15 protein-coding genes and 1 tRNA gene are annotated in these 21,404 nt (G+C 57.7%); 5 read left to right on the top strand and 11 right to left on the bottom strand.

Translation table 11 applies throughout. From position 1 onward, the window contains the following. Positions 1 to 11: 11 nt before the first annotated feature. Both ccoO and ccoN read right to left on the bottom strand, forming a co-directional pair. Positions 12 to 755 (bottom strand): cytochrome-c oxidase, cbb3-type subunit II, encoded by a 744-nt coding sequence (gene ccoO, locus PbB2_RS03580; RefSeq protein WP_305790445.1) that lies wholly within the window; start codon positions 753 to 755, stop codon positions 12 to 14. Positions 756 to 763: 8 nt separating this feature from the next. Continuing rightward, a complete protein-coding gene (gene ccoN, locus PbB2_RS03575; protein WP_420887451.1) occupies positions 764 to 2,296 on the bottom strand; it encodes a cytochrome-c oxidase, cbb3-type subunit I in 1,533 nt (510 codons plus the stop codon). Positions 2,297 to 2,607: 311 nt separating this feature from the next. Between ccoN and PbB2_RS03570 the strand changes: the two genes are divergently transcribed. After that, on the top strand, positions 2,608 to 2,940 hold the full coding sequence (locus tag PbB2_RS03570; RefSeq protein WP_108983947.1) for a hypothetical protein: 333 nt from the start codon (positions 2,608 to 2,610) through the stop codon (positions 2,938 to 2,940). A 33-nt stretch (positions 2,941 to 2,973) separates the two neighbouring features. Here the strand turns inward: PbB2_RS03570 and PbB2_RS03565 are convergent, their stop codons facing one another. The 6 genes from PbB2_RS03565 to PbB2_RS03540 form a co-directional block, all read right to left on the bottom strand. Further along, positions 2,974 to 4,023, bottom strand: a complete 1,050-nt coding sequence (locus PbB2_RS03565; RefSeq protein ID WP_133245700.1) for a hypothetical protein — start codon at positions 4,021 to 4,023, stop codon at positions 2,974 to 2,976. A gap of 109 nt (positions 4,024 to 4,132) precedes the next feature. After that, the gene (locus PbB2_RS03560; protein ID WP_108983945.1) at positions 4,133 to 5,302 is read right to left on the bottom strand and encodes an acyl-CoA dehydrogenase family protein; all 1,170 of its coding nucleotides are present in this window, start codon (positions 5,300 to 5,302) and stop codon (positions 4,133 to 4,135) included. Between the two features lie 43 nt (positions 5,303 to 5,345). Further along, positions 5,346 to 6,434 carry an NAD(P)/FAD-dependent oxidoreductase gene (locus PbB2_RS03555; protein ID WP_108983944.1) on the bottom strand — a complete coding sequence of 363 codons (1,089 nt, stop codon included), beginning with the start codon at positions 6,432 to 6,434 and terminating at the stop codon, positions 5,346 to 5,348. 73 nt (positions 6,435 to 6,507) lie between these two features. Further along, positions 6,508 to 6,584: transfer RNA gene (locus PbB2_RS03550), tRNA-His, on the bottom strand. Positions 6,585 to 6,682: 98 nt separating this feature from the next. Next, positions 6,683 to 7,249: a hypothetical protein gene (locus tag PbB2_RS03545; protein ID WP_108983943.1), complete on the bottom strand. Its 567-nt coding sequence runs from the start codon at positions 7,247 to 7,249 to the stop codon at positions 6,683 to 6,685. Positions 7,250 to 7,258: 9 nt separating this feature from the next. Beyond that, a complete protein-coding gene (locus tag PbB2_RS03540; protein ID WP_133245699.1) occupies positions 7,259 to 10,213 on the bottom strand; it encodes a M16 family metallopeptidase in 2,955 nt (984 codons plus the stop codon). Positions 10,214 to 10,380: 167 nt separating this feature from the next. Between PbB2_RS03540 and ggt the strand changes: the two genes are divergently transcribed. Both ggt and PbB2_RS03530 read left to right on the top strand, forming a co-directional pair. Then, positions 10,381 to 12,153, top strand: a complete 1,773-nt coding sequence (ggt, locus tag PbB2_RS03535) for a gamma-glutamyltransferase (RefSeq protein ID WP_238164835.1) — start codon at positions 10,381 to 10,383, stop codon at positions 12,151 to 12,153. Positions 12,154 to 12,298: 145 nt separating this feature from the next. After that, positions 12,299 to 12,901, top strand: a complete 603-nt coding sequence (locus PbB2_RS03530; RefSeq protein ID WP_108983940.1) for a beta/gamma crystallin-related protein — start codon at positions 12,299 to 12,301, stop codon at positions 12,899 to 12,901. A gap of 72 nt (positions 12,902 to 12,973) precedes the next feature. Here the strand turns inward: PbB2_RS03530 and PbB2_RS03525 are convergent, their stop codons facing one another. Beyond that, complete coding sequence (locus tag PbB2_RS03525; protein ID WP_108983939.1) at positions 12,974 to 15,499, bottom strand: TonB-dependent receptor plug domain-containing protein; 2,526 nt, start codon at positions 15,497 to 15,499, stop codon at positions 12,974 to 12,976. A gap of 280 nt (positions 15,500 to 15,779) precedes the next feature. Here PbB2_RS03525 and PbB2_RS03520 point away from each other — a divergent pair, with 280 nt between their 5' ends. Both PbB2_RS03520 and PbB2_RS03515 read left to right on the top strand, forming a co-directional pair. Beyond that, the gene (locus PbB2_RS03520) at positions 15,780 to 17,321 is read left to right on the top strand and encodes an acyl-CoA synthetase (RefSeq protein WP_108983938.1); all 1,542 of its coding nucleotides are present in this window, start codon (positions 15,780 to 15,782) and stop codon (positions 17,319 to 17,321) included. Then, positions 17,314 to 18,156: a class I SAM-dependent methyltransferase gene (locus PbB2_RS03515; protein ID WP_108983937.1), complete on the top strand. Its 843-nt coding sequence runs from the start codon at positions 17,314 to 17,316 to the stop codon at positions 18,154 to 18,156. Before PbB2_RS03520 ends, PbB2_RS03515 begins: the two co-directional genes overlap by 8 nt. 533 nt (positions 18,157 to 18,689) lie before the next feature. Here PbB2_RS03515 and PbB2_RS03505 read toward each other — a convergent pair. Further along, on the bottom strand, positions 18,690 to 20,360 hold the full coding sequence (locus PbB2_RS03505; RefSeq protein WP_108983935.1) for an NAD+ synthase: 1,671 nt from the start codon (positions 20,358 to 20,360) through the stop codon (positions 18,690 to 18,692). Between the two features lie 31 nt (positions 20,361 to 20,391). Further along, complete coding sequence (locus PbB2_RS03500) at positions 20,392 to 21,288, bottom strand: Gfo/Idh/MocA family protein (RefSeq protein ID WP_108983934.1); 897 nt, start codon at positions 21,286 to 21,288, stop codon at positions 20,392 to 20,394. Positions 21,289 to 21,404: the final 116 nt, after the last annotated feature.

The raw sequence follows: 21,404 nt of genomic DNA, 5'->3' as shown, positions 1-21,404 counted from the left end.
ACAGACCTCCCTCAGCGCAGGTTTTCAGCTTTGGTGGGTTCATAGGTCTTGAAATCGACCATGGTCCCCAAGACTTGCAGATAGGCGACAAGTGCGTCCATCTCGGTGACTTTTGTTGGATCACCGTCAAAGTCGCGGACGGTGACCTTGCCGCCATAGCGGGCTTGCAGGCCCTCGCTATCGGCGTTGGGGTCGGCCTGGGCGATCAGATCATCCTTGGCATTGTCGATGTCGGCTTGGGTATAAGGAACACCCACCCGGACCTGTGCCATCAGATGTTTGCCAATAGTGTTCTGTACCCCCACAGGCCGCCCTTCCAAGAAGGCATAAGGCGGCATGATGGATTCAGGGACCACGCTGCGGGGATTGATCAAATGCTGGACGTGCCAAGCATCTGAATATCGCCCGCCGACGCGGGCCAGATCTGGCCCCGTGCGTTTGGAACCCCATTGGAAGGGGTGATCATACATCGACTCTGCGGCCAGACTATAATGGCCATAACGCTCAATCTCATCACGCAAGGGCCGGATCATCTGGCTGTGGCAGGTGTAGCAGCCCTCGCGGATATAAACGCCCCGACCAGCCAGTTCGAGTGGGGTATAGGGGCGCACCCCGTCCACTTTTTCGATGGTCTGTTCGATGCGGAACAAGGGCGCAATCTGGACGATACCGCCCACCGAGACCATGAGCAGGATCCCGATCAGCAAGATCATGGAGTTGCGCTCGATGATGCCGTGATTTTTGAATAGCATGATCGTTACTCCTACTCAGCTGGGACGAGATTGGGATTGGCGGTGGAAAGGGGTTCTTTGCTGGACACCGACCCCTTGACTGTGCGGTAGAGGTTGTAGGCCATGATGCAGGTCCCCAGGAGGTAAAGCAGGCCACCCAAAGCGCGCACGATATAGGGCAGGTGCATGGCCTTGACCGTTTCGACGAAGGAATAGGTCAGGAAGCCGAACTCATTGTAAGAGCGCCACATCAGGCCTTGCTGGATACCCGATACCCACATGGAGGAAATGTAGAAGAGGATGCCAATGGTGGAGAGCCAGAAGTGCATCTCAACCAGCTTGAGCGAGTAAAGCCGCTCGCGCTTCCACAGCCAGGGCGTCAGGGCATAAAGTGCCCCGAACGATACCATGCCGACCCACCCTAAAGCGCCTGAATGGACATGACCAATGGTCCAGTCGGTATAGTGAGAGAGCGAATTGACCGCCCGCACCGACATGACGGGACCTTCGAACGTGCTCATGCCATAAAAGGCGAGAGAGGCGACAAACATCCGCAGAACAGGATCGGTCCGCAGCTTGTCCCAATTGCCCGACAGCGTCATCAGGCCATTGATCATGCCGCCCCAGCTGGGCATCCACAGAATGACCGAGAACGTCATGCCCAAGGTCTGGGCCCATTGGGGCAGAGCGGTATAGTGCAAATGGTGCGGACCAGCCCAGATGTAGATGAAGATCAGCGCCCAGAAGTGCACGATCGACAATTGATAGGAATAAACCGGCCGGTTTACCTGCTTGGGTACGAAATAATACATGATGGCGAGGAAACCTGCGGTCAGGAAAAAGCCCACCGCATTATGGCCATACCACCATTGGGTCAGCGCATTCTGGACCCCACCGAACAATGGATAAGAGGTGGTCGCAAAGGCCGATGTCGGGACCGCCAGATTATTGACCACATGCAGCATGGCGATGGTGACAATGAAGGCCAGATAGAACCAATTGGCCACATAGATATGGGGTTCCTTGCGCTTCCACAGCGTGCCGAGGAAGACCAAGAGATAGGCAACCCACACCACCGTCAGCCATAAATCGACATGCCATGTGGGTTCGGCATATTCTTGCCCTGAGGTGACGCCCATCAGATAGCCAGTGGCGGCCAATACGATGAAGAGCTGATAGCCCCAGAACACAAACCACGGCAGCATGCCGCCAAACAGGCGGGCGCGACAGGTGCGCTGCACCACATAAAAACTGGTTGCCAGCAGCACATTGCCGCCAAAGGCGAAAATCACAGCCGATGTGTGCAAAGGCCGCAGCCGCCCGAAATTCAAAAAGCCGAAGTCTTTGAAATAGAGCGCGTCTGGAAAAGCCAGCTGACTGGCGATCACCACCCCGACTAACATGCCGACAATGCCCCAGAAGGTCGAGGCGATCACACCATAACGTATCACCCCATCACTATAGGTAGAATTGTCATTGGTGAGTGCGGAACCGCCTGCGGCAAACACCATCGCCAGCACGGCAAGCACCGCCGCCGCGATGAAAATCCAGCCATGCACGACCATGGCAGCGTCATCGGCATGCGACACCGCGAACACGGCCCAGAGCGCAACCAAGAAGGCGGTCACACCGGTGAAAAGAATGTCGAAGCGGGGTAGCGCTTTCGACCTTTGCTGATTTGGTTCCATCGATAGACAGGCCCCCAGAAGCCGGCACGGTTTATCCGCACCACGGTCACAGCTTCGTGATACCGTTTATTCCCACACTTGGAAAAGGGTTATTTTGTCGCAGGGTCGCAGGCCAAAAACCACTGGATGTCAGGGTCAATTTCGGCCATGTTAAGCCATCACAGATACGTGAAAAGGCGCATGACACCATGTCCGACACCCTGACAAAAGGCCATGAATCCCCGGCCTATTTGACCGAAAAAATGGCAAAAATAACAATTAAATCAGATAAAACTCAGCCTTTGAGTTTGGCCTTGATTGGTCTGGGTGCCATCTTCGTCCTAGCGGGGCCTTGGTTGTCGGGTGACGCGGAATCGCTCAGCCAGGCCTTGAGCACATGGTGCCAGCATGGTGCGACAAATAGCCCCCAAGGCCTGTGGCAAGCCCTTGTTCAAGAGGCCAGTCGCCATTGTGCATATTGCTATCTGGGTGCGGCAATGATCGGCACCGGGCTTGCGACAGGGCTCAGCAAACAGGGGTGAGTCGCCACCCGCGTGGAACAGGCGGCAAGCTCATTAGATCGCTGATCCAAGGTTAAAGCCAAAACCTTGAACCGGACTGGAAGCTGCGGGCAATCCCCGGTCGGGGCTAGATTGTGTGTCTGGGGCGGTGTCTGAATCCCCCGCCCCCGGCGACAGGATCTGCGCGATTGACCGCATGCCAATGATGGACTGGATCAACTCGAGACCGGCTTCCTCCTGCGCCCGATCATGGGCACCATAAAGCTGCGCCAGCATGGCCGGATTAAAGCCATCTAACTTCTGATTGGTTCCACCGGCAGCTTCGCCTAAGACCCGCATGAAGTCATTGGGCTGGCCTGAAAAGCTGTCATTTTCCAGAAGCGTGGCCATCAGACGGCTGGCGAGGTCGCGGTCAATTGCCCCATCTGAAACAGCATTTGGACCGAACAAATGGGCCGGCTCATCACCCAATTCGTGGGCCCCGACCGGTGGGGCTTGCCGATTGGCGGTGGCACGGAGATTTTCCAGCACTTCGGCGACACTTCTCTCCGCCCCATTGGACTTGTAGAAAATCGGACGATTGGCAGCAGCAGCACTGGGAAACAGGTCTGCCGCACTCATCCAGGGCCTGTCGCGCACGGCATTAACAAGGTCTGCCGCCCCACCCGCCCCCAGAAAATGGGCGGCATAAAGATCACCTGCCTGCGGCTCAAGCCCGGTGCGGGCGCGCAGATAATCTGCATTATCACTGGCAAACTCTGCCGCCATCAATGCCGAGATCTTAGGGTCATAGCGCAGATCCAAAATCGCACGCCGAACGCCAGGATCAGCCACATAGGGCCGCCCATTCGCGCCGATATCAATCATGGCGGCCTCGGCACCCAATCCATGCTTGGCACCATGGCGCTTCAATGTGGTGAGCCATGTGGCATCGAGAAACTGAAACAAGCCGGTAGCGCTGGATGTCCGCGCTTCGGCTTTCGGATTGAGCGAGCTTTCGCGCACTGCTGTCGTCAAAAGGAATTGAAAGCTCATGCCAGTGCTGCGTGAGGCATGGGCAATGGCTTGGCGCACGGGAGAGCCACCAATTGCGTCGGGTGTCACCTGCCTGTCTCCTACAGCCATGCGGCCGCACTCCGCGGCCCGGTTCACAGGCCCAAGGTTTGGGTCGACATGGTTAAGGCTTGGTTAGCAACACTTTAATTGTCTGATCTCAATAGGATTTCGGCAGCCCAAGAACGCGCTCAGCCACAAAGTTTAGAATCATTTCGCGCGAAACCGGGGCAATGCGGGCAATCATGGATTCGCGGAACATGCGCTCAACCTGATATTCTTTGGCATAACCCATGCCGCCATGGGCCAGAACCGCCGCCTCACACGCATGATACCCCGCCTCTGCCCCCAAATACTTGGCCGCATTGGCCTCAGCCCCGCACTCAAGACCGGCGTCAAACAAAGCAGCCGCCTTCATGGCCATGAGTTCGGCGGCTTCCAGCTCACACCAGGACTTGGCCAGCGGGTGGGCCACGCCTTGGTTCATCCCAATGGGGCGACCAAACACCACCCGCTCCTTGGCATATTGGGCAGCCCGCGACAGTGCCGCGCGTCCCAGGCCAATGGCTTCCACAGCAAACAGAACTCGCTCTGGATTGAGGCCGGACAGAATATATTTGAAGCCCTTGCCCTCTTCTCCAATCAGTGCGTCATGGGGAACCTTTAAATCCTCGATAAACAGCATGTTACATTCAACGGCTTTGCGCCCCATTTTCGGTATGGGCTTGGCATCGATGGCGGTGCGGTCAAAGTCGCAGTAAAACAGGCTAAGCCCATCGGTCGGGCGAGCCGCCTCTTCGCGCGGGGTGGTGCGCGCCAGGATCAGAATCTTGTCGGCGCGCTGGGCCGAGGTGGTCCAGATCTTCCGGCCCGTGATGGTATAGCCCTCATTGGTACGTGTGGCGCGGGTGGTGATGGCAGCCGTTTCCAGCCCGGCATTGGGTTCGGTGACGGCAAAGCACATTTTGTGCTCTCCGCTCAACAGCTTGGGCAAATAGGCCTGCTTCTGGGCTTCGGTCCCGAACTTTTCGATTGGCTTGGGTCCGAAGATATTGAGATGTATGGCCGAAGCCCCTGAAAAGCCCGCACCGGACTGGGCCACCGTCTTCATGACAATTGCAGCCTCAACCAAACCAAGCCCTGCCCCGCCATAGGCCTCGGGGAAGGCACATCCCAGCCAGCCGCCCGCGGCCATATCTGCAACAAATGGCTCTGGGAAACGGCCGGTCTCATCGGTTTCCGACCAGAAGGCATCATCATATTTCGCACAGATCCGGGCGACGGCTTCCTCGATTGCGCGATGTTCCTCATTCAGTTCATAGGCGCTCATGACCCGTCTCTCCTGCAATTTGTCCGGACATTTTGAGCCTCTTCTAACGGGAAAAACGGCCCGGTGCAAAGAGGTCAGCCAGCGTGTCGCGTAAAGTGTCTGTCTGGGCTTGTCGGTGATTCCCCTCCGCGATCCAATTGGCCAGGAGGGCTGCCATAGCCGGGGCCAACAGCCAGCCATTGCGATATGTGCCGGTGGCGAGCCATATGCCATCGATCCCCGATGGCCCCAAGAGCGGCAGATGATCAGGCGTATCAGGTCGCAGTCCGGCCCAGGATTCAACCACCAATTCTGTTGCAAGGCTTGGTGCCAGCTGAGCCAATTCGCGGCGCAAGTCCGCAAGTGGTTCTGCCAACACCCCGGTATCGGGCTGTGCGTTTGGGTCTGAAGTCGCCCCCACCACCAAACTGGCCCCGCGTGACAACAGATAAAGCCGCCCAGCCCGCACAATGGGTGCCGATAAGCCAGGATGCGCCAACCGCATCATTTGGCCTTTGACAGGGCGCATGTGCGCCACGGCCGGAATTTGAGCCGACAGGCCATGGGCCGCATAGCCATTGGCTAGGATCACATGCTCTGCCCCAATCCACCCAAGTGTGGGGCTATGAAACTTCCCCGGACCAAGCTGATCAACCTGCGCGGTGAGGATGGTCCCGCCTTGCGCCTGAAAGCGCGATTTCAGCTTGGCCAAGGCTTGGCGGGGATCAAGTGCCGTCTCACTTTCCGTCACAAAGGCAGCTAAAGCGGTCAGCCCCGAAGGACATTGTGTCGGCACAATACGGTGGCCATAGGTTTGAGCTCTGGCCGCCACATGCGACAATCGGTCGAGTTCAGCCTGCGTTCGGGCGAGGAATAAAGCCGGGCTTGCCAATGGCAGATCGCAGGCACGGGCGACGTCGGCCCACAGGGTCAAACTCTCAAACCCAAAGCGGGCAAAGGCAGGTGGGCAGTCTGGATCAGCAAGCAATTCATAAAGGGGGGCCAACATGCCCCCTGAAGCCCAGCCTGCGCCAGGGTGACCCGCATCGACAATACCGACTGAGAGAGCCTTGTCTTGCAGCGCTAACGCAGCACATAAGCCGACCGGTCCAGCACCAATGATCCAGATCCGGGGGTGGGCATGTTCGGGCATCGGCTGGGCGGGGTCCTGAAGCCAGGGCCATCCTCAAACCGCCAAGGGCACAAGGCTTGAACCCACTATCGCATGGTACCGTGAAGTGGAATTGAACCACTGACCTCCAGAGCCACAATCTGGCGCTCTAACCAACTGAGCTACCACGGCACACATGCGAGGGGCCGGGGGATACCGCTTTCGCCCCGCTTCTTCAAGGGGTTTAGTGTTCAAACCAGCGATTTGCCACAGCAGGCTGACCCCGCGTGCTACAAGAGATAGCCCAATGACGTGACCCGGGCGGCCAGTGCCGTGCGGCGCGCCTCTGACAAAGGCCAGTCACCGCGTGGACCCAAGCGGGTCAAGGCAGGAGAAGCTGACCAATCCTGCCACAGGGCCACTATCAGGCGCGGGTCATAGCCTGCGCGCACAAAGGCCTGCAAGGCAAGCTCATCGCGATCTGAACTCGACCCTTTGTTCGTGCGATTGGCGAGAGCCTGCGAAAACCACGCTCCAACGCGCGCCGGCCCGCCACAGGCCGCAACAAAGCCTGAAGACAGCCGCACAAGTCCTGAGTCTGAAACATCGCCCATCATGGCAGGACTCACCACAACCATCACAGACAATTGGCCCAGCTCAAGCCCATGGGTGGCGGCAATGGCGCGCAAGCATGACGTCAAACCGCGTGAGGGATTGCCCCTCAGGCCAGCTTCGGCCAGGCCGTTCCCCAAGGCTGGCGGTGCCCAAAAGCCCAAACCAGCCAACCCTGCGGCCAGCAACACGACGCGGCGGTCAGGAAGATGCGCACACGCCTTGCCCCCCGATGCCTGCCCCATTGTGTTGCCTCACTTGGGCTTGGTTTGGCTGCCCTCGCCTGTTTGGGTCACCGCGCTGCTTTCAGGCACAACTTGGACCCTGATGGTGTTTTGCGGCAAGAGATAGCGCTTGGCAATGGCGTGCAGCTCGTCACGTGTGATTGCCTTGAGGCGGGCTTCCCGACCCGGTTCGAGGTCCAAGAAAAACCCACTTGCCGAACCCGGCAAGCGCGGCGTGTCCAAATCTGACAGTACGTACGACCAATAGCCATTGCTCTGGCGTGAGCGCTCAATCGACTTCACATCGGGTTCAACCACCCGATTGATCTCGTCCTGTGTGACGCCATCACGCACAAGGTCAGCCGCGATCTCATCCATAATGGCTTCCACTTGCTTGACCTGATCTGGGGTCACATTGGCGGAGGCGTAAAAGCCGCCCACATTGGCAAAGCCCCGCGCGCTCCAGCCACCACTTGGCGAGTAGGATTTTCCCGCCGCCTCGCGCACTTTATCGGTCAAGCGCAATTGGATGATATCCCCCAATAGCCCCTTACGCTCAGCCTCAAACGGGTCAACATCGCCCACACCGGTCCAAGTCACATAGACGATCGCCTGTTCCTTGGGGCCCTTATGCGTCAGGACACGTGGAGGCCCCCCTGTTGGCAAGAAGCGAATGGATGCCAATTGGGTGAGATCTAGCGGCAGCCCCTTGCGGGCCGGCAAAGCACCAAAAGTGCGAGAGACAGCATCCACCACTTGGTCGTAGCCAACATCACCAACAACAACGATATGAATTTTACCCTCTGCAAGCAGCCGCTTGAGCAATTGTTTTCCTTTAGCATCATCGCTCTTCAGGATGCTATCAAGATCGGGTTCACGATATTCTGGATGGCCTGTCAGGAACAAGCTTGGGAAATAGAAGTTGAAGACGCCCTCGGCTGTCTGGTTATAACTGTCCCAACTCTGCTTTAGTCCATCTCGCCGGACCGCTGCCGGGCGGGGCCCCAAACGGGGTTCCAGCACTTGGCTCAACATAACTTGCATTTGTTCCAAGAAATCAGCGCTGGCGGGGCTTGCGTACATTTCCAGCGTATCAGGATCAATGCGCACGGAGGCCAGGCCGGTGGTGCGATTAGCAAAGACGCTGATGGTTTGGTCCAGCGTCAAATCGCCAATGCCATCGCCGCTCCAACTGGCCGACGCAAAGTCCGGCCAGTGGGGGTCATCTGGCGGGAAAGCCAAATAGCCCGCGTTCAGGCCGATGCGGATTTGGGCCCGGTCCTTGGTGTAGTCCGTGTGCATGTAAGAGAGCCGCACACCATTGTCGAAGGTCACAATCTTGGCCTTGGGATAGGTCAATTCCTGCACTTTGGCGACTTTGCCGGCAGGGCCTGTATTGAGAGGCTTGAACACCGCTTTTGTAACAGCATCGCGCTCCGGCAATGGCGCAGCCATGGCCTCTTCCCAAGCCTTAAGGACTGTTGCTTCGCCACCTGTCACGGCTTCCTTGGCGATCAAAACAATCTGCGGCTCACCGCTCTGAGTCCACCATCTGGTAAAAGCCTGACTGACAAGCTCTGGGGTCGCGACCTCTGCAACTTCGTTGAGAAGCGCAAGATTATCTAAGGCACTGGTGGGTACGGTGTCATTACCTAGCTTAGTAATCAGAGACGACGATAGACCTGTGGTGCGACGGGTGGACGCCTCGGTGATCGCGCGCTCCCACATTTGCCTGCTACCGGAAATCTCTTCGGCAATCTCCTCAGCGGTAAATCCTGTCTGCAATGCTTGGCGCACTGCACTGGCGACTGGCTTCATGGCTTCAGCCCAGCCCTTATCGCGCGGCACCACGTAAAGTGTAAGAATATCACCGGTTTTGCTCGTCTCTAGCAGATAGCCTACGCTGAGCGTCACGGGGTTATCGACCAATTGCAAACGTTGCAGGCGACGGGAAAACACGCCCTGTGCAAGGCCCATCAAGCCTGACCATTGCCGTTTTTGCCGAGTATCAAGGTCGCCATAGTCGGTTCGATCGGGCCGCAGACGCGTAATCAGGGCCACATAAGGCTGTTCGGGCTCGACAATGATTTTGGCCCTCATGGGCTGTTTGACCAAGAAGCCATGGTCCGGGTCGGCCGGTTTGACGGGGCTCTTGGCCTGCCAGTCTGAAAAGGTTTTGATGATTAAGGCCTGTGTCGCGGCCACATCCACATCCCCAGTAATCACCAGGACCGCGCGTTCAGGCCGATACCACGTATCATAAAACTCCCGCAGCTTGGCAGATGTCGCCCCTTCGACAATCTCGCGTACGCCAATCGGTTCGCGCAAGGTGGCCCGTTCATTCGGCCCCAAGAATTCGGCGATCTGGCGACTGACGCGTCGACCAGGGCCTTCGCCGTCATTCATTTCAGAAATGACGACCCCAATCTCGCGCTTCACCGCATCTTCTTTGAACAAAAGCCGATCTGCGGTTTCGCGAAATATGCCAAGGGCGGTTTCCAGCCGGCCTTCATCGGCACTGGGGATATCCAGCTTATATTGGGTCTCTGAATAATTCACATGAGCATTGACGTGACTGCCAAAGCTGGCCCCCAGTCGCTCCATGGTTTTGGTCAATTCGCCTTCAGGAATATTGGTCGACCCATTGAAGGCCATATGCTCGATGAAATGGGCAAAACCGCGCTGATCATCGCGTTCGTGCCTCGACCCTGCATCAATGCGAAACCGCAAAGAGACTTGTTTCTCAGGCAATTTGTTGGGGCGAATGGCATAGCGCATGCCATTGGGCAAAACGCCAAAAGTCGTCCCGGCTTCCGGTTTGAGGTCTGAGCCGTCCCACGGCCACACCGCATTGGCAGGGGTGGCCGCAATCGGCCGATCAAGCAGCGCATTTTGGGCTTTGGCAAACTCGGGATTAAAACCCGCCCAAGTAGCAATCAAGACAACAAGAAACGTGAGGGACTTTAAAGACTGAAAATTTTTCATGAGATAAGCCAACCACAGGTGATCAATTTTGCCAAGCTGCAAGACTGCAGAAGTTGACGCACAGGGCTGGCCTTGAATTCAATCTCGATTAGGCTGACCGTCGGCAAAAAGTTGGAGGGGCTGAAATGGGTGCTGGCTGCGGTTTGACACACGGATTTGGGGTAATAGTGGCTGCAGGCGCAACGCTCTTGGCCCCACTTGGTTCGGCCACAGCCCAACAAGCCAGCAATCCCCAACCAGTCGTGACAGGACCCGGCGACCGAATCGCTGGGCCTTCTTTTGCCACCCGAAGTCCTGCCTATGGTCGCAATGGCGCTGCGGCCACGGCCCATCCATTGGCGACCCAAATCGCCATTGATACGCTCAAACAGGGCGGCACGGCGGTGGATGCGGCCATTGCTGCCAATGCGGCACTCGGTTTGCTTGAGCCCACCGGCAATGGGATCGGCGGGGATTTGTTTGCCTTGATCTGGGATCCCAAAACCCAGAAACTCTATGGCATCAATGGCTCAGGCCGTGCGCCCATGGGTATGAGCCTCGACGATCGCGCCGCGCGGGAAGCCAAGATCAAGACCAGCGCACCTGGTCGTCGCCCATCCTTTGGCAGCGTCACCGTAACCGTGCCGGGTGCGGTCGATGCTTGGTTCTCTATGCATGCCCGCTTTGGCAAATTGCCGATGTCCCAGATTTTGGCCCCAACCATCAGCTATGCCGATGCCGGTGCACCGGTTCCCCCCGTCATTGCCTATTATATGGCGGCAAATCTCAAACGCTTGGACGAGCGCGCCAAAGCTGGTGAGGTCGAGGAATTCGACAATGCGCGCAAAACCTATTTCGCCAATGGCGCGGTTCAAACCGGACAAGTCTTCAAAAACCCGGACCTCGCCCGCACCTTGGGCCTGATCGCCGCAGGTGGCCGCGACGCCTTTTACAAAGGAGAGATCGCCCAGCGGATTGATGCCTATATGCGCCGCATCGGTGGGCCCTTGCGCGCCAGCGATCTGGCGGCCCATCACTCTGACTGGGTTGAGCCGATTTCTGTGACTTATCGTGGCTATCAAGTCTGGCAAATCCCACCCAACAGCCAAGGTGTGACCACGCTTCAAATGTTGGGGATTCTCAACCAATTTGACATGGCCAAAGCCGGATTTGCCAGCGCTGAAAGTGTGCATCTGCAAATCGAGGCCAAGCGGCTGGCATTTGAAGACCGGGCGAAATTTCTGGCGGATCCGACCTTTGCTAAAGTGCCAACACAAGGGCTGATTTCGCCAAATTATCTGCGTGCACGCGCCGGATTGATTGACCCGGCCAAGGCCAGTGTGAATGTGGCCGCAGGCGACCCGGCCCAATTTGAAAAGGGCGACACAACCTTTCTGGTGACCGCTGATTCCACCGGCATGATGGTGGCACTGATCCAGTCCAATTATCGCGGCATGGGATCAGGCCTCGTACCCGATGGCTTGGGCTTCATGTTCCAGAACCGGGGCGAGGCCTTCTCGCTCGATCCGGCCTCGCCCAACGTCTATGCGCCCGGCAAGCGGCCGTTCCACACCATTATTCCGGGTTTTGTCACCAAGGATAATCAGGCCTTCATGGCCTTTGGCGTGATGGGCGGGGCGATGCAACCCCAAGGCCAGACCCAAATCGTGGTCAATATGATTGATTACGGCCTTGATGCCCAATCGGCGGGCGATGCTCCCCGTTGGCGGCATGAAGGCGGTTGTGAGCCCGAAGGCGGGTGCAAACCCGGTCTGGGACGCGTGGCTCTGGAATCTGGCTTCAGCCAAACCACGCGAGAGGGTCTGACCGCCAAGGGCTGGACCTTAAGCGGGGCCGATGGTGACTTTGGTGGTTATCAAGCCATTAAGCGCGATCCCAAAACGGGTGTCTATGAAGCGGCTACCGAAAGCCGCAAGGATGGCGTGGCTTTGGCCTATTGAGGGCGGCAATCAAGACCGCAACGGGGGTCGCCCAACCTGAACATAACCCAAATATGTGCCTCAGGGGCCGTTCAGATGTGGTTTGGTACATGGACCAACATCACCTCGGTTTTGTTGGATCGGGGCGCAACTTCGGAGACCGACCATGACGAAAGCCCTAATCTTGGCGATGACAGCCCTGCCCGTATTGGCCTTAGCACCTGCCGCAGAGGCACAGCGCTTTGGCCGTGATCGGCCTTCCATTACCCTGTTTACGGGGACCGATTTCCGCGGCCAAGCCGTCACCATTACTGGCGATGTGCCCGATTTACGCCAGCTCAATTTTGACGAAGCTGCCGGCAGCCTGGTGGCCCGCGGTGACTGGCAAGTTTGCCTTGATCCCAATTATGGCAGCCGCTGCCGAACCTATAGCGATTCCATCCCCAATCTGGAATCGTTCCGAGGGCGGATCTCGTCAGTGCGCTACATCGGACGCGGCGGTTATGGTGGTGGCTATGGTGGTGGATTTGGCGGCGGCTTCGGGCCGGGCAATGGACCTGGGTTTGGTGGTGGCAATCCCCCACCCCGTTATCCCGGTCAATCCACAACCGGGCGCGCGACAGTCTTCTTCCCCGGTTCAATCAACACGCCCCAATTTGGTGGTCGATCTGATGCTAATCAATTCTGCCGCGACCAAGGCCTCCGGGAGGCGGTCTATTCGGGCCAAGATCGCAACGGCAATCTGGAAGACGTCTTGTGCCGCCGCTGATGAGCAGGCCCCGCATATGAAAAGGCCGCGGTGAGATCACCGCGGCCTTCTTTTTGTGCGCTAAGCGTGACTTTAGAAGTCGATCGACACCCGGCCATAGACATAACGGCCAGAGAAGCCGAACGGCGAATAGCCAGAGAAGGCCGTCGCGCCAGAATTGTTCAGCGTGGTGAAGGTCGATGGGGTCAACACCACTGTACCCGGCGTTTTGCGAGGGTACACGTCGGTGATGTTTTCAGCACCCAGCGTCAGCGTGATGCGGTCATTGACCTTGTAACGGCCTTCAAGGTCGAACAGCACTTCTGGCGTCAGCTTGAGGTCGCGCTGGGCATCAGTGCCCGGTGCGGTGACTTCGCCATAATAGGTCGCCTTAAAGGTCGCCCCCAATTTGCCATGGCTCCAATTGGTATTGAACGAACCCTTTTGCTTGGGCTGGCCTTCGGTCAGCGTCAGCGAATTGATCCGGCTGAACAATTGGGTTGGGGTCAGGCCGATCGCGGTCAGTGCTGGAATGACCGGCACTTTGTCGAGCTTGGTCTCATTGAGCGAGACGCTGCCTGTGAAGTCAAAGCGACCAAAGTCGGTGCGCAGGCGATAGCTGGCCACCAGATCTGCCCCTTTGGTGGTGGAATCCACACCATTGAGGAAGAAGCGGACCGCATTGATCCCAACGATGCCATTGGCGGCCAGCAATGTGGCCACAGCAGGCTGGTTGAGGTTTTCCGACAGCACGATCCGGTCGGTCAACTCAATCTGATAGGCATCCAACGTGACATTGAAATCACCAAAGCGCAGAACACCGCCCAACGAGTAGTTGACTGATTCTTCAGGCTTCAGTGGCTTACCGCCGAGGGCAAGGCCGATCCGGTCGGTCGATGGAACGGTCAAGATTTCCAGCGGCACACCAGCGACCACATTGGTGGACGACGCGGTGAAGAATTGCTGCTGCAAGCTCGGAGCGCGGAAGCCCGTTGACACCGAACCGCGCAGCGCAAAGACTTCATTGAAGTCATAACGGCCGGCAATCTTGCCACTCACATTATTGCCAAAGTCGGTATAATCTTCGACCCGCACCGCACCCGAGAGCAAGAGCGCATCGGTGACATTGACTTCCAAATCGACATAACCGCCGATGGCGTCACGCGATTTGCCGATGACATTGGCAGGTTTGAAGCCACCAAAGCCTTGGCTACCGGCCACAAAGGCGCCGGATTGGAAGTAGGAGCCCGGTTCACCGGCAAAAATCTCGTAATGATCGCGGCGGGCTTCCACACCCACAGCCACGTTGAGATCAGAGGCGAGACCAACATTATAGCCCTTGACGGCCGAGAGATTGACCACCGTCTGGGTATTGTTAAAGCCACCGGCATTGAACGAGGTTGGGCTTGCCACGCCGAGCGACCGGTTCAGCGTGTTACGGATGACAAATTCCATCTCGTTATAGCCACGGTTGACCGACAGATCGACATCCCAGCCATTCCACTTGGTTTCAACACCCATGGCGAACGAACCATCTGTGACCAGCGCATTGATCTTGGGCAGGAAGCCATTGGGGTAGATTTCCACGACGTTGCGAGAATCTGCAGGCCAACGGAAGAACGCAGCCGAGGTTGAATCACGGCCCTGCACACTGGCCCACCCATAAAGGCGGGTGGTGTCGGTCAGGTCGATGCTGGCGTTCGCAAACAATGTGCCCTGCACCAATTCACCATCACCATATTGCTGGTTCCAGCGGTTGATGGTGGCTTCACGTGGGTCGAGGGCCCCACCGGGCAGCAAATTGTACAGACGGCGGGTGTCATAGCCTTGGCGGTTGATCGCTTCACGCGTGGTGACTTCTGCTGCCACAGTCAGCGAGCCGTTTTCAAACAGTGGCAATCCGACCCAGCCATTGACGGTGGCGGTCGCACCATCGCTGACATCACGCGAACGGATCGTCTGCCATGTTGGGTTGGTGATGATGTTGGCCGCGGTGAAATTGGTCGTGCCGTTGGGCAGTGGCGGCGCCGGGTCAGTATTCACCGTGGTGACGCGGCTACCATAGGAAACCGTGACATTACCGCCTTCACGACGCTGCTTCAGGCGCAAATTGATCACGCCAGCAATTGCATCAGAACCATATTGAGCCGATGCACCATCGCGCAACACTTCAACGGTTTCCAGCATGCCGGTCGGGATTGTGTTGAGGTCCACCGATGAAGCACCACGGCCAACCGAGCCATTGATATTGACCAAAGCGGCCGTGTGGCGGCGCTTACCATTGACCAGAACCAAGGTCTGGTCAGGAGCCAGACCGCGCAAAGTTGCTGGACGTACAGAGTCAGTACCGTCCACAATCGCCGGACGTGGGAAGTTGAAGCTTGGCAAGGCAATTGCCAGCTGTTGGTTGAGTTCAGGGCTGCCTTGCTGGGCCAATTGGCTCGCGGCGACCACATCAACCGGCGCGGCGGTCGACAAGGCCGAACGGGCTGCCACGCGGGTACCGGTCACGACAACGACTTCAGCTTCTGGCTTTGGTTGTGCATCTTGAGCATAAGCGGGCAGCGCAATCGCAGCGGTACCCATCGCGATCATCAGTGCGCGAATTGAAACGTCCATGTGTTTTCCTCTTGAACGGGCATCAGCCCTCAAATGGGCCGCAGCCCTTACGGGCATGTGCCCCGTGGGCCGCGATGTGATCCCCCAACCCGATCGATTCAAGGTTAGGCCGTTCTGTTACCAATCGGAAACCCCTGAGTTCTGCCGCCTTTGCAGGCAATCTGTTGCACAATGGTCACAATTTTCACCTCCCCGTGAACTGACTTGCATCTGAACGAGGCAAATGCCACCACAGCAAGAGACCGAACCGTTTAAGAGTTCTGCAGTGAGGGAGTCGACCATGCATCCAGTCCACCATGCCGCCCAGAACCCCGACAAGCCCGCCGTCATGATGGCGACGTCAGGGGAAAGTTTGACCTATGGCGAATTGAACGCGCGCTCTAACCAAGTCGCCCATCTGCTGCGCGACCACGGTCTTAAGCCTGGTGACGCCATTGCAGTCCTCCTCGACAATTGCCCGGACTATTTCGAAATCGCATGGGGCGCGCAGCGAGCAGGACTCTATTTCACTTGCGTCTCAACAAAGCTGCAAGCTGATGAAATTGCTTATATTTTGAAGGATTCCGCTTCCCGCATCCTGTTTGTGGGTGCCAATCTATTGCCGCTCGCTCAAGATGCACTCAATCAGCTAGATCACGCCATCCCCACATTGGTGGTTGGAGGCGCGCCCGATATGGCGTCAGACTATCGCAAGGTGCGGTCTCAACAGCCTGAGACCGCCATTGCCGATGAAAGCGCCGGGGCGGACATGCTCTATTCCTCCGGTACAACCGGGCGACCAAAGGGCATCAAAATCCCGCTGACTGGCGCACCGATTGACAGCCCCAATGCACTCCAAATGATGGCGCAAGCGATTTACGGCATTACCGCGGACTCCCGCTATTTGTCGCCGGCCCCCCTCTATCATGCTGCACCTCTGCGCTGGTGCATGTCGGTTCACAAGATTGGTGGTACTGTCGTCGTCATGGAAAAGTTTGAGCCAGAAGCCTATTTGGCCGCTGTTCAACACCACCGCATCACCGACAGCCAACTCGTCCCCACCATGTTTGTGCGCATGCTGAAACTCGATGAAGCAGTCCGCACATCCTACGACCTTTCAAGCCTTAAAATGGCGGTTCATGCGGCTGCCCCCTGCCCGGTCGCCATTAAGGAACAGATGATGGCATGGTGGGGGCCGATCATTTTCGAATATTATGCTGGAACCGAAGGTAATGGCTTTTGCACCATTGCGCCCCATGATTGGCTGCGCAAAAAGGGCAGCGTCGGCAAGGCGCTCCTGGGTGAGCTTCGCATCGTGGGCGAGGATGGTCAGTTGCTCCCGGCGGGGGAAGCAGGCACAGTTTACTTCGCCAATGGCCCCCAGTTTGAATATCACAATAGCCCCGAAAAGACGGCCGAAAGCCGTCATGCAGAGGGTTGGTCGACGCTGGGTGATGTCGGCTATGTCGATGACGAGGGCTTCTTATTCCTCACCGACCGCAAGGCCTTCATGATCATCTCAGGCGGGGTGAATATCTATCCCCAAGAAAGTGAGAATGTGCTGGTGACCCACCCCAAAGTCGCCGATGTTGCCGTGTTTGGCGTGCCCAATGACGAATTCGGCGAAGAAGTGAAAGCCGTGGTTCAGCCCATGGACATGGCCGATACGGGCCCAGATCTCGAAGCGGAACTTCTGGCCTTCTGCCGCAACCAAATTAGTCATATCAAAGCACCACGCTCCATTGACTTTATGGCAGAATTGCCGCGCTATCCCACCGGTAAGCTCTATAAGCGGCTCTTGCGCGACCGCTATTGGGCAGACCGGGAGAACAAACTTGTCTGAACAAAAAAACCAGGCCCAGAAAGACCTTTGGAATACATTTGCAGGAGAACGTTGGACCAGACGGCAGGTTGAGATCGATGCCATGCTGGCCCCGTTCACCCACGCCTTGATGGCCGCTGCGAAGCTGGAACATGCCGCGCCAATGCATGTTCTTGATGTCGGTTGCGGGTCAGGGGAAACATCCTTGATGATAGCCGACCTTGGTCATCGCGTCATCGGGGTTGATATTTCTGCCCCACTCTTGGGTCTGGCCCGGCAACGCGCTGATGGGCGTGACGGGGTAAGTTTTGAGGAGGCAGATGCCTCTGACGCGGTGTTTGACGAGCCGTTTGACCTTTTGATCTCACGCTTTGGCGTCATGTTTTTTGATGATCCACATGCCGCCTTCACACATATGGCCCAATTCCTGAAGCCTGGCGGACGCGTCGTTTTTGTGTGCTGGCGTCCCCCGCCAGAGAATGAGTGGGTGACCATGCCGATGCAGGTCTTGGCCCAGGTCACGGCTCCGCCTGCCCCGCTTCCGCCTGACGCCCCAAGCCCTTTTGCCTTTGCCAATCCTGAGCGTGTGCGGACCATTTTGGAGACCGCAGGCCTGACTGATGTCAGCTTCGCCCCGGTCGATGCACCCATGTCCATGGGCTCTGCGCCGGGTGCGGCGATGGCGGCTGATTTTGTGATGGAAGTCGGACCGGCTGCCTTGGCCATCGCGCAATTATCCCCAGAAGATGCCGCCAAGGTCCGCGACAAGATGGAGATCGCCATCGCGCCCCGTCTGAAGGATGATCTGCTCAGCTTGGGCGGTGCGATTTGGGTCGTGCAGGCGCGCAAGCCTTAAAGATGTGATCCCGGATCGGCTTCGCCGTCCGGGATGACACCCTTATGAATAAACTCATGTTTCCAGAACCGTGTCATCCCCGCCGGAGCGTAGCGGAGAGCGGGGACCTCCATGCGAAAGTGCGGCACAAGGTCCCGGATCGGCTTCGCCGTCCGGGATGACAGCGTGGTGGGGTTTGGCTTTTCCACTTAGAACCGCTTTGGTGAAAGCCCTGTTTCACCAAAACGGCTCATCGAGTTTGAGCGCGACATCTGGGTCGTCAAGTGCGCAGCTTTGCTGCGTCGCGGCGCGATCGGTTTTCGAAGAAAACCGACACTTGACCACCCAGTTGTCGCAAGAACAATTGAAGTTGCGGTTTGGTGGACCAGAATGGGCACCAAAGCGCTTCGAGACAAAAATCTTCTCTAAACGATGTCATCCCCGCCGAAGCGCAGCGCAGAGCGGGGACCTCCATGCGAAAGTGCGGCACAAGGTCCCGGATCGGCTTCGCCGTCCGGGATGACAAGACTTAAAAAGTCACAGCCAAGCGTGGCCTAAAGCTCATCGCGATATTTATTTGTGATCGGATAGCGCCGATCACGGCCGAAGTTACGGGTCCCAATCTTCACACCCGGCGGTGCCTGACGGCGCTTGTACTCGGCGACATAGAGCAGATTCTGGATGCGACGGACAATTGCTGGATCATGCCCGCGCGCGATCACATCCTCAATCTCAGCCTCTTCCTCCACAAAGCCATGCAGCATGTCATCAAGCGCGGGATAAGGCGGCAGGCTATCCTGATCGGTCTGGTTCTCCCGCAACTCCGCAGATGGGGCCTTGTCAATGATACGGGGGGGAATGACCTCGCCTGAAGCCCCAAGGCCAATATGGCAGAGATTGGCGTTACGCCAGCGTGCCAAGGCATAGACCTCCATTTTATAGAGGTCCTTCAAGGCATTATAGCCACCGCACATATCGCCATAGAGCGTGGCATAGCCGACCGCCATTTCACTCTTATTGCCGGTGGTCAGCACCATGGAGCCAAACTTATTGGACAAGGCCATCAGAAGCACGGCGCGGCTGCGGCTCTGGATATTTTCTTCCGCAATTCCGGTTTGGGTCCCGGCAAATGGCCCTTGCAGCATCTGGTCAAAAGCTGTGACGGCGGGCTCGATCGAAATCACGTCATAGGCAATGTTGAGGCGGCGGGCATTATCGGCAGCATCATCGAGACTGCCCTGGCTGGTATAGCGCGATGGCATCATCACACAGCGAACCCGGTCTGCTCCTAAGGCATCAGCTGCCACCGCCGCACTCAAGGCGGAGTCAATACCGCCCGACAGGCCCAACAAAACGCCGGGAAACCCATTCTTATTGACATAATCGCGCAAGGACAAAACCATGGCCGCATAGTCAGCGGCCAGCCCCGTTATCTGGTCAACACGCTCTGCCTGCGTGCAGACCCATGTCTGGCCTTGCTTGTGCCAAACCGACAATGACGCGCTTTCAGCAAAATTGACCAAGGTTTGCACACATTTTCCGTCCCCATCGAGGGCGAAACTGCCGCCATCAAAACAGAGCTCATCCTGACCGCCGACCTGGTTGACATAAAGCAATGGCAGTCTGGTCTCGCGGACCCGCGCCCGCGCGCTTACAAGGCGTTCTTCGCTGACTGGGCGGCGATAGGGAGAGCCATTGGGGACGATCAACAGCTCAGCCCCGTGTTGGGCCAATGCCGCACAGACACGCCCGAACCACATGTCCTCACAAATCGGCAGACCAATCCTCACACCGCCGATCACAACAGGTTCTGGCAAGGGTCCTGGTTGAAACACCCGCTTTTCGTCAAAAACGGCATAATTGGGCAATTCATGCTTGAAGCGAAGCGCCTGGACCTGACCTTCTGCCAGAACGGCTACGCCATTGTGCAGCCCCTCTGGTGTCTGCCACGGGGTACCCATGATAACCGACAGTCCGGTTCCGGCGGTTTTGGCTGCCAGAGCCGCAACCGCCCGTTGGCAATCTGCGACCGCAGCGGCTTTCAAGACAAGATCTTCAGGCGGGTAGCCAATCATGAAAAGTTCTGGAAACACCACCAGATCCGCACCCTGCCCGAGCGCGGCCTCCACTGTGGTGACCGCCTTGGCCAGATTTCCCTTAATGTCGCCCACAATCGGGTTGAGTTGGGCAGACAGGATACGGAGTGTGGTGAGCGGCGCAGTCATAAGGCTAAACTAGCCCGATGTGGGTCCGGGTTCAAAGGTTCGCGCTGAGAATGGTTTCAATCTGCAAGGCAAGGTCCATCGCTGCCAGGGCGTCCTGATTGGCAGGTTCCTGATATGGGGCTTCACAGGCAGCAACAAATTGGGCGAGCTTTTGCGCAACTGGATCGGCATCTTGAGCCAGAAATGGTTTGGCATCCGGCCAGCCTGCGGTCTGCGTGACTTGGCCGCGCACAAAATCGACGTCCATTTTGCCCCGCCCGGTTTCAATCGCCCATTGCGTGGTCCGGATCGAGGCAGTTCGGGTGGCACGCAGGCGGGCTTCGCCACCGCCTTTAAAGCGGATGCGCGCCTCGGCAGCATCAATAGCCGATCCCCGACCTCCCAACTTGGTTGCGCGAACCGAAACAGCCGGGGCTCCAAACAAGACCACCGCAACAAAGATATCTTGGATCATAAGGTCGAAAATCACCGAGACATCGGCGCTGTGTTCGCGTGGAGGGGCCTCTCGAACCGCCTCCAGATGCCGCAATCCCGGCAAACCAGCACTAAGGCCTAGTCCGGCCAAAGTTGGGGCTTCACGATGTCCGACATGCAAGATGCGCTTAGCCGCCCGCGCTTGTGCGATCATGTCGCGTGCCTCATGGCGTGCGGTGGCAATTGGTCGCTCTACCAAAACATGGCAACCCGCTGCCAAGGCCTGCAGGCTCAAGCGACCATGGGTCGATGCTGGTGTGGCAACGATGACCGCGTCAGACTCAGACAGCAGCGCGTCAAGGTCAAGGGTTGGGGCACCAAAGCGGGCCGACAAGCCCGCCGCCCGGCGCTGATCCGGGTCGTGCAAGCCGATCAGTCTGGCTTCTGCCATCATGCGCAGGGCCGCTGCATGGCGCTCCCCGGCAATCCCTGCCCCGATGAGTCCGATCTTCATTGCCCGTCCGACCGCCTTTTGTGAGCCGTGACCCCCGCGTCATGGCCGCGTGACGCTCAAGCACAAAATCATCGCCCCCATCAATCGTGACCGATAAAAAACTGCAGCAATCCAGC

Source organism: Candidatus Phycosocius bacilliformis, assembly GCF_003112735.1.
In the GTDB taxonomy this organism is placed as follows: domain Bacteria; phylum Pseudomonadota; class Alphaproteobacteria; order Caulobacterales; family Aquidulcibacteraceae; genus Aquidulcibacter; species Aquidulcibacter bacilliformis.
Note: the sequence above shows the minus strand (reverse complement) of the source record. Positions and strands in the feature narration are given on the sequence as shown.

Coding starts and splice junctions, on each gene's coding strand:
- ccoN (WP_420887451.1), bottom strand. CDS start 2,296: ATGGTCGTGCATGGCTGGATTTTCATCGCGGCGGCGGTGCTTGCCGTG.
- PbB2_RS03570 (WP_108983947.1), top strand. CDS start 2,608: ATGTCCGACACCCTGACAAAAGGCCATGAATCCCCGGCCTATTTGACC.
- PbB2_RS03560 (WP_108983945.1), bottom strand. CDS start 5,302: ATGAGCGCCTATGAACTGAATGAGGAACATCGCGCAATCGAGGAAGCC.
- PbB2_RS03555 (WP_108983944.1), bottom strand. CDS start 6,434: ATGCCCGAACATGCCCACCCCCGGATCTGGATCATTGGTGCTGGACCG.
- PbB2_RS03545 (WP_108983943.1), bottom strand. CDS start 7,249: ATGGGGCAGGCATCGGGGGGCAAGGCGTGTGCGCATCTTCCTGACCGC.
- PbB2_RS03540 (WP_133245699.1), bottom strand. CDS start 10,213: ATGAAAAATTTTCAGTCTTTAAAGTCCCTCACGTTTCTTGTTGTCTTG.
- PbB2_RS03530 (WP_108983940.1), top strand. CDS start 12,299: ATGACGAAAGCCCTAATCTTGGCGATGACAGCCCTGCCCGTATTGGCC.
- PbB2_RS03525 (WP_108983939.1), bottom strand. CDS start 15,499: ATGGACGTTTCAATTCGCGCACTGATGATCGCGATGGGTACCGCTGCG.
- PbB2_RS03520 (WP_108983938.1), top strand. CDS start 15,780: ATGCATCCAGTCCACCATGCCGCCCAGAACCCCGACAAGCCCGCCGTC.
- PbB2_RS03505 (WP_108983935.1), bottom strand. CDS start 20,360: ATGACTGCGCCGCTCACCACACTCCGTATCCTGTCTGCCCAACTCAAC.
- PbB2_RS03500 (WP_108983934.1), bottom strand. CDS start 21,288: ATGAAGATCGGACTCATCGGGGCAGGGATTGCCGGGGAGCGCCATGCA.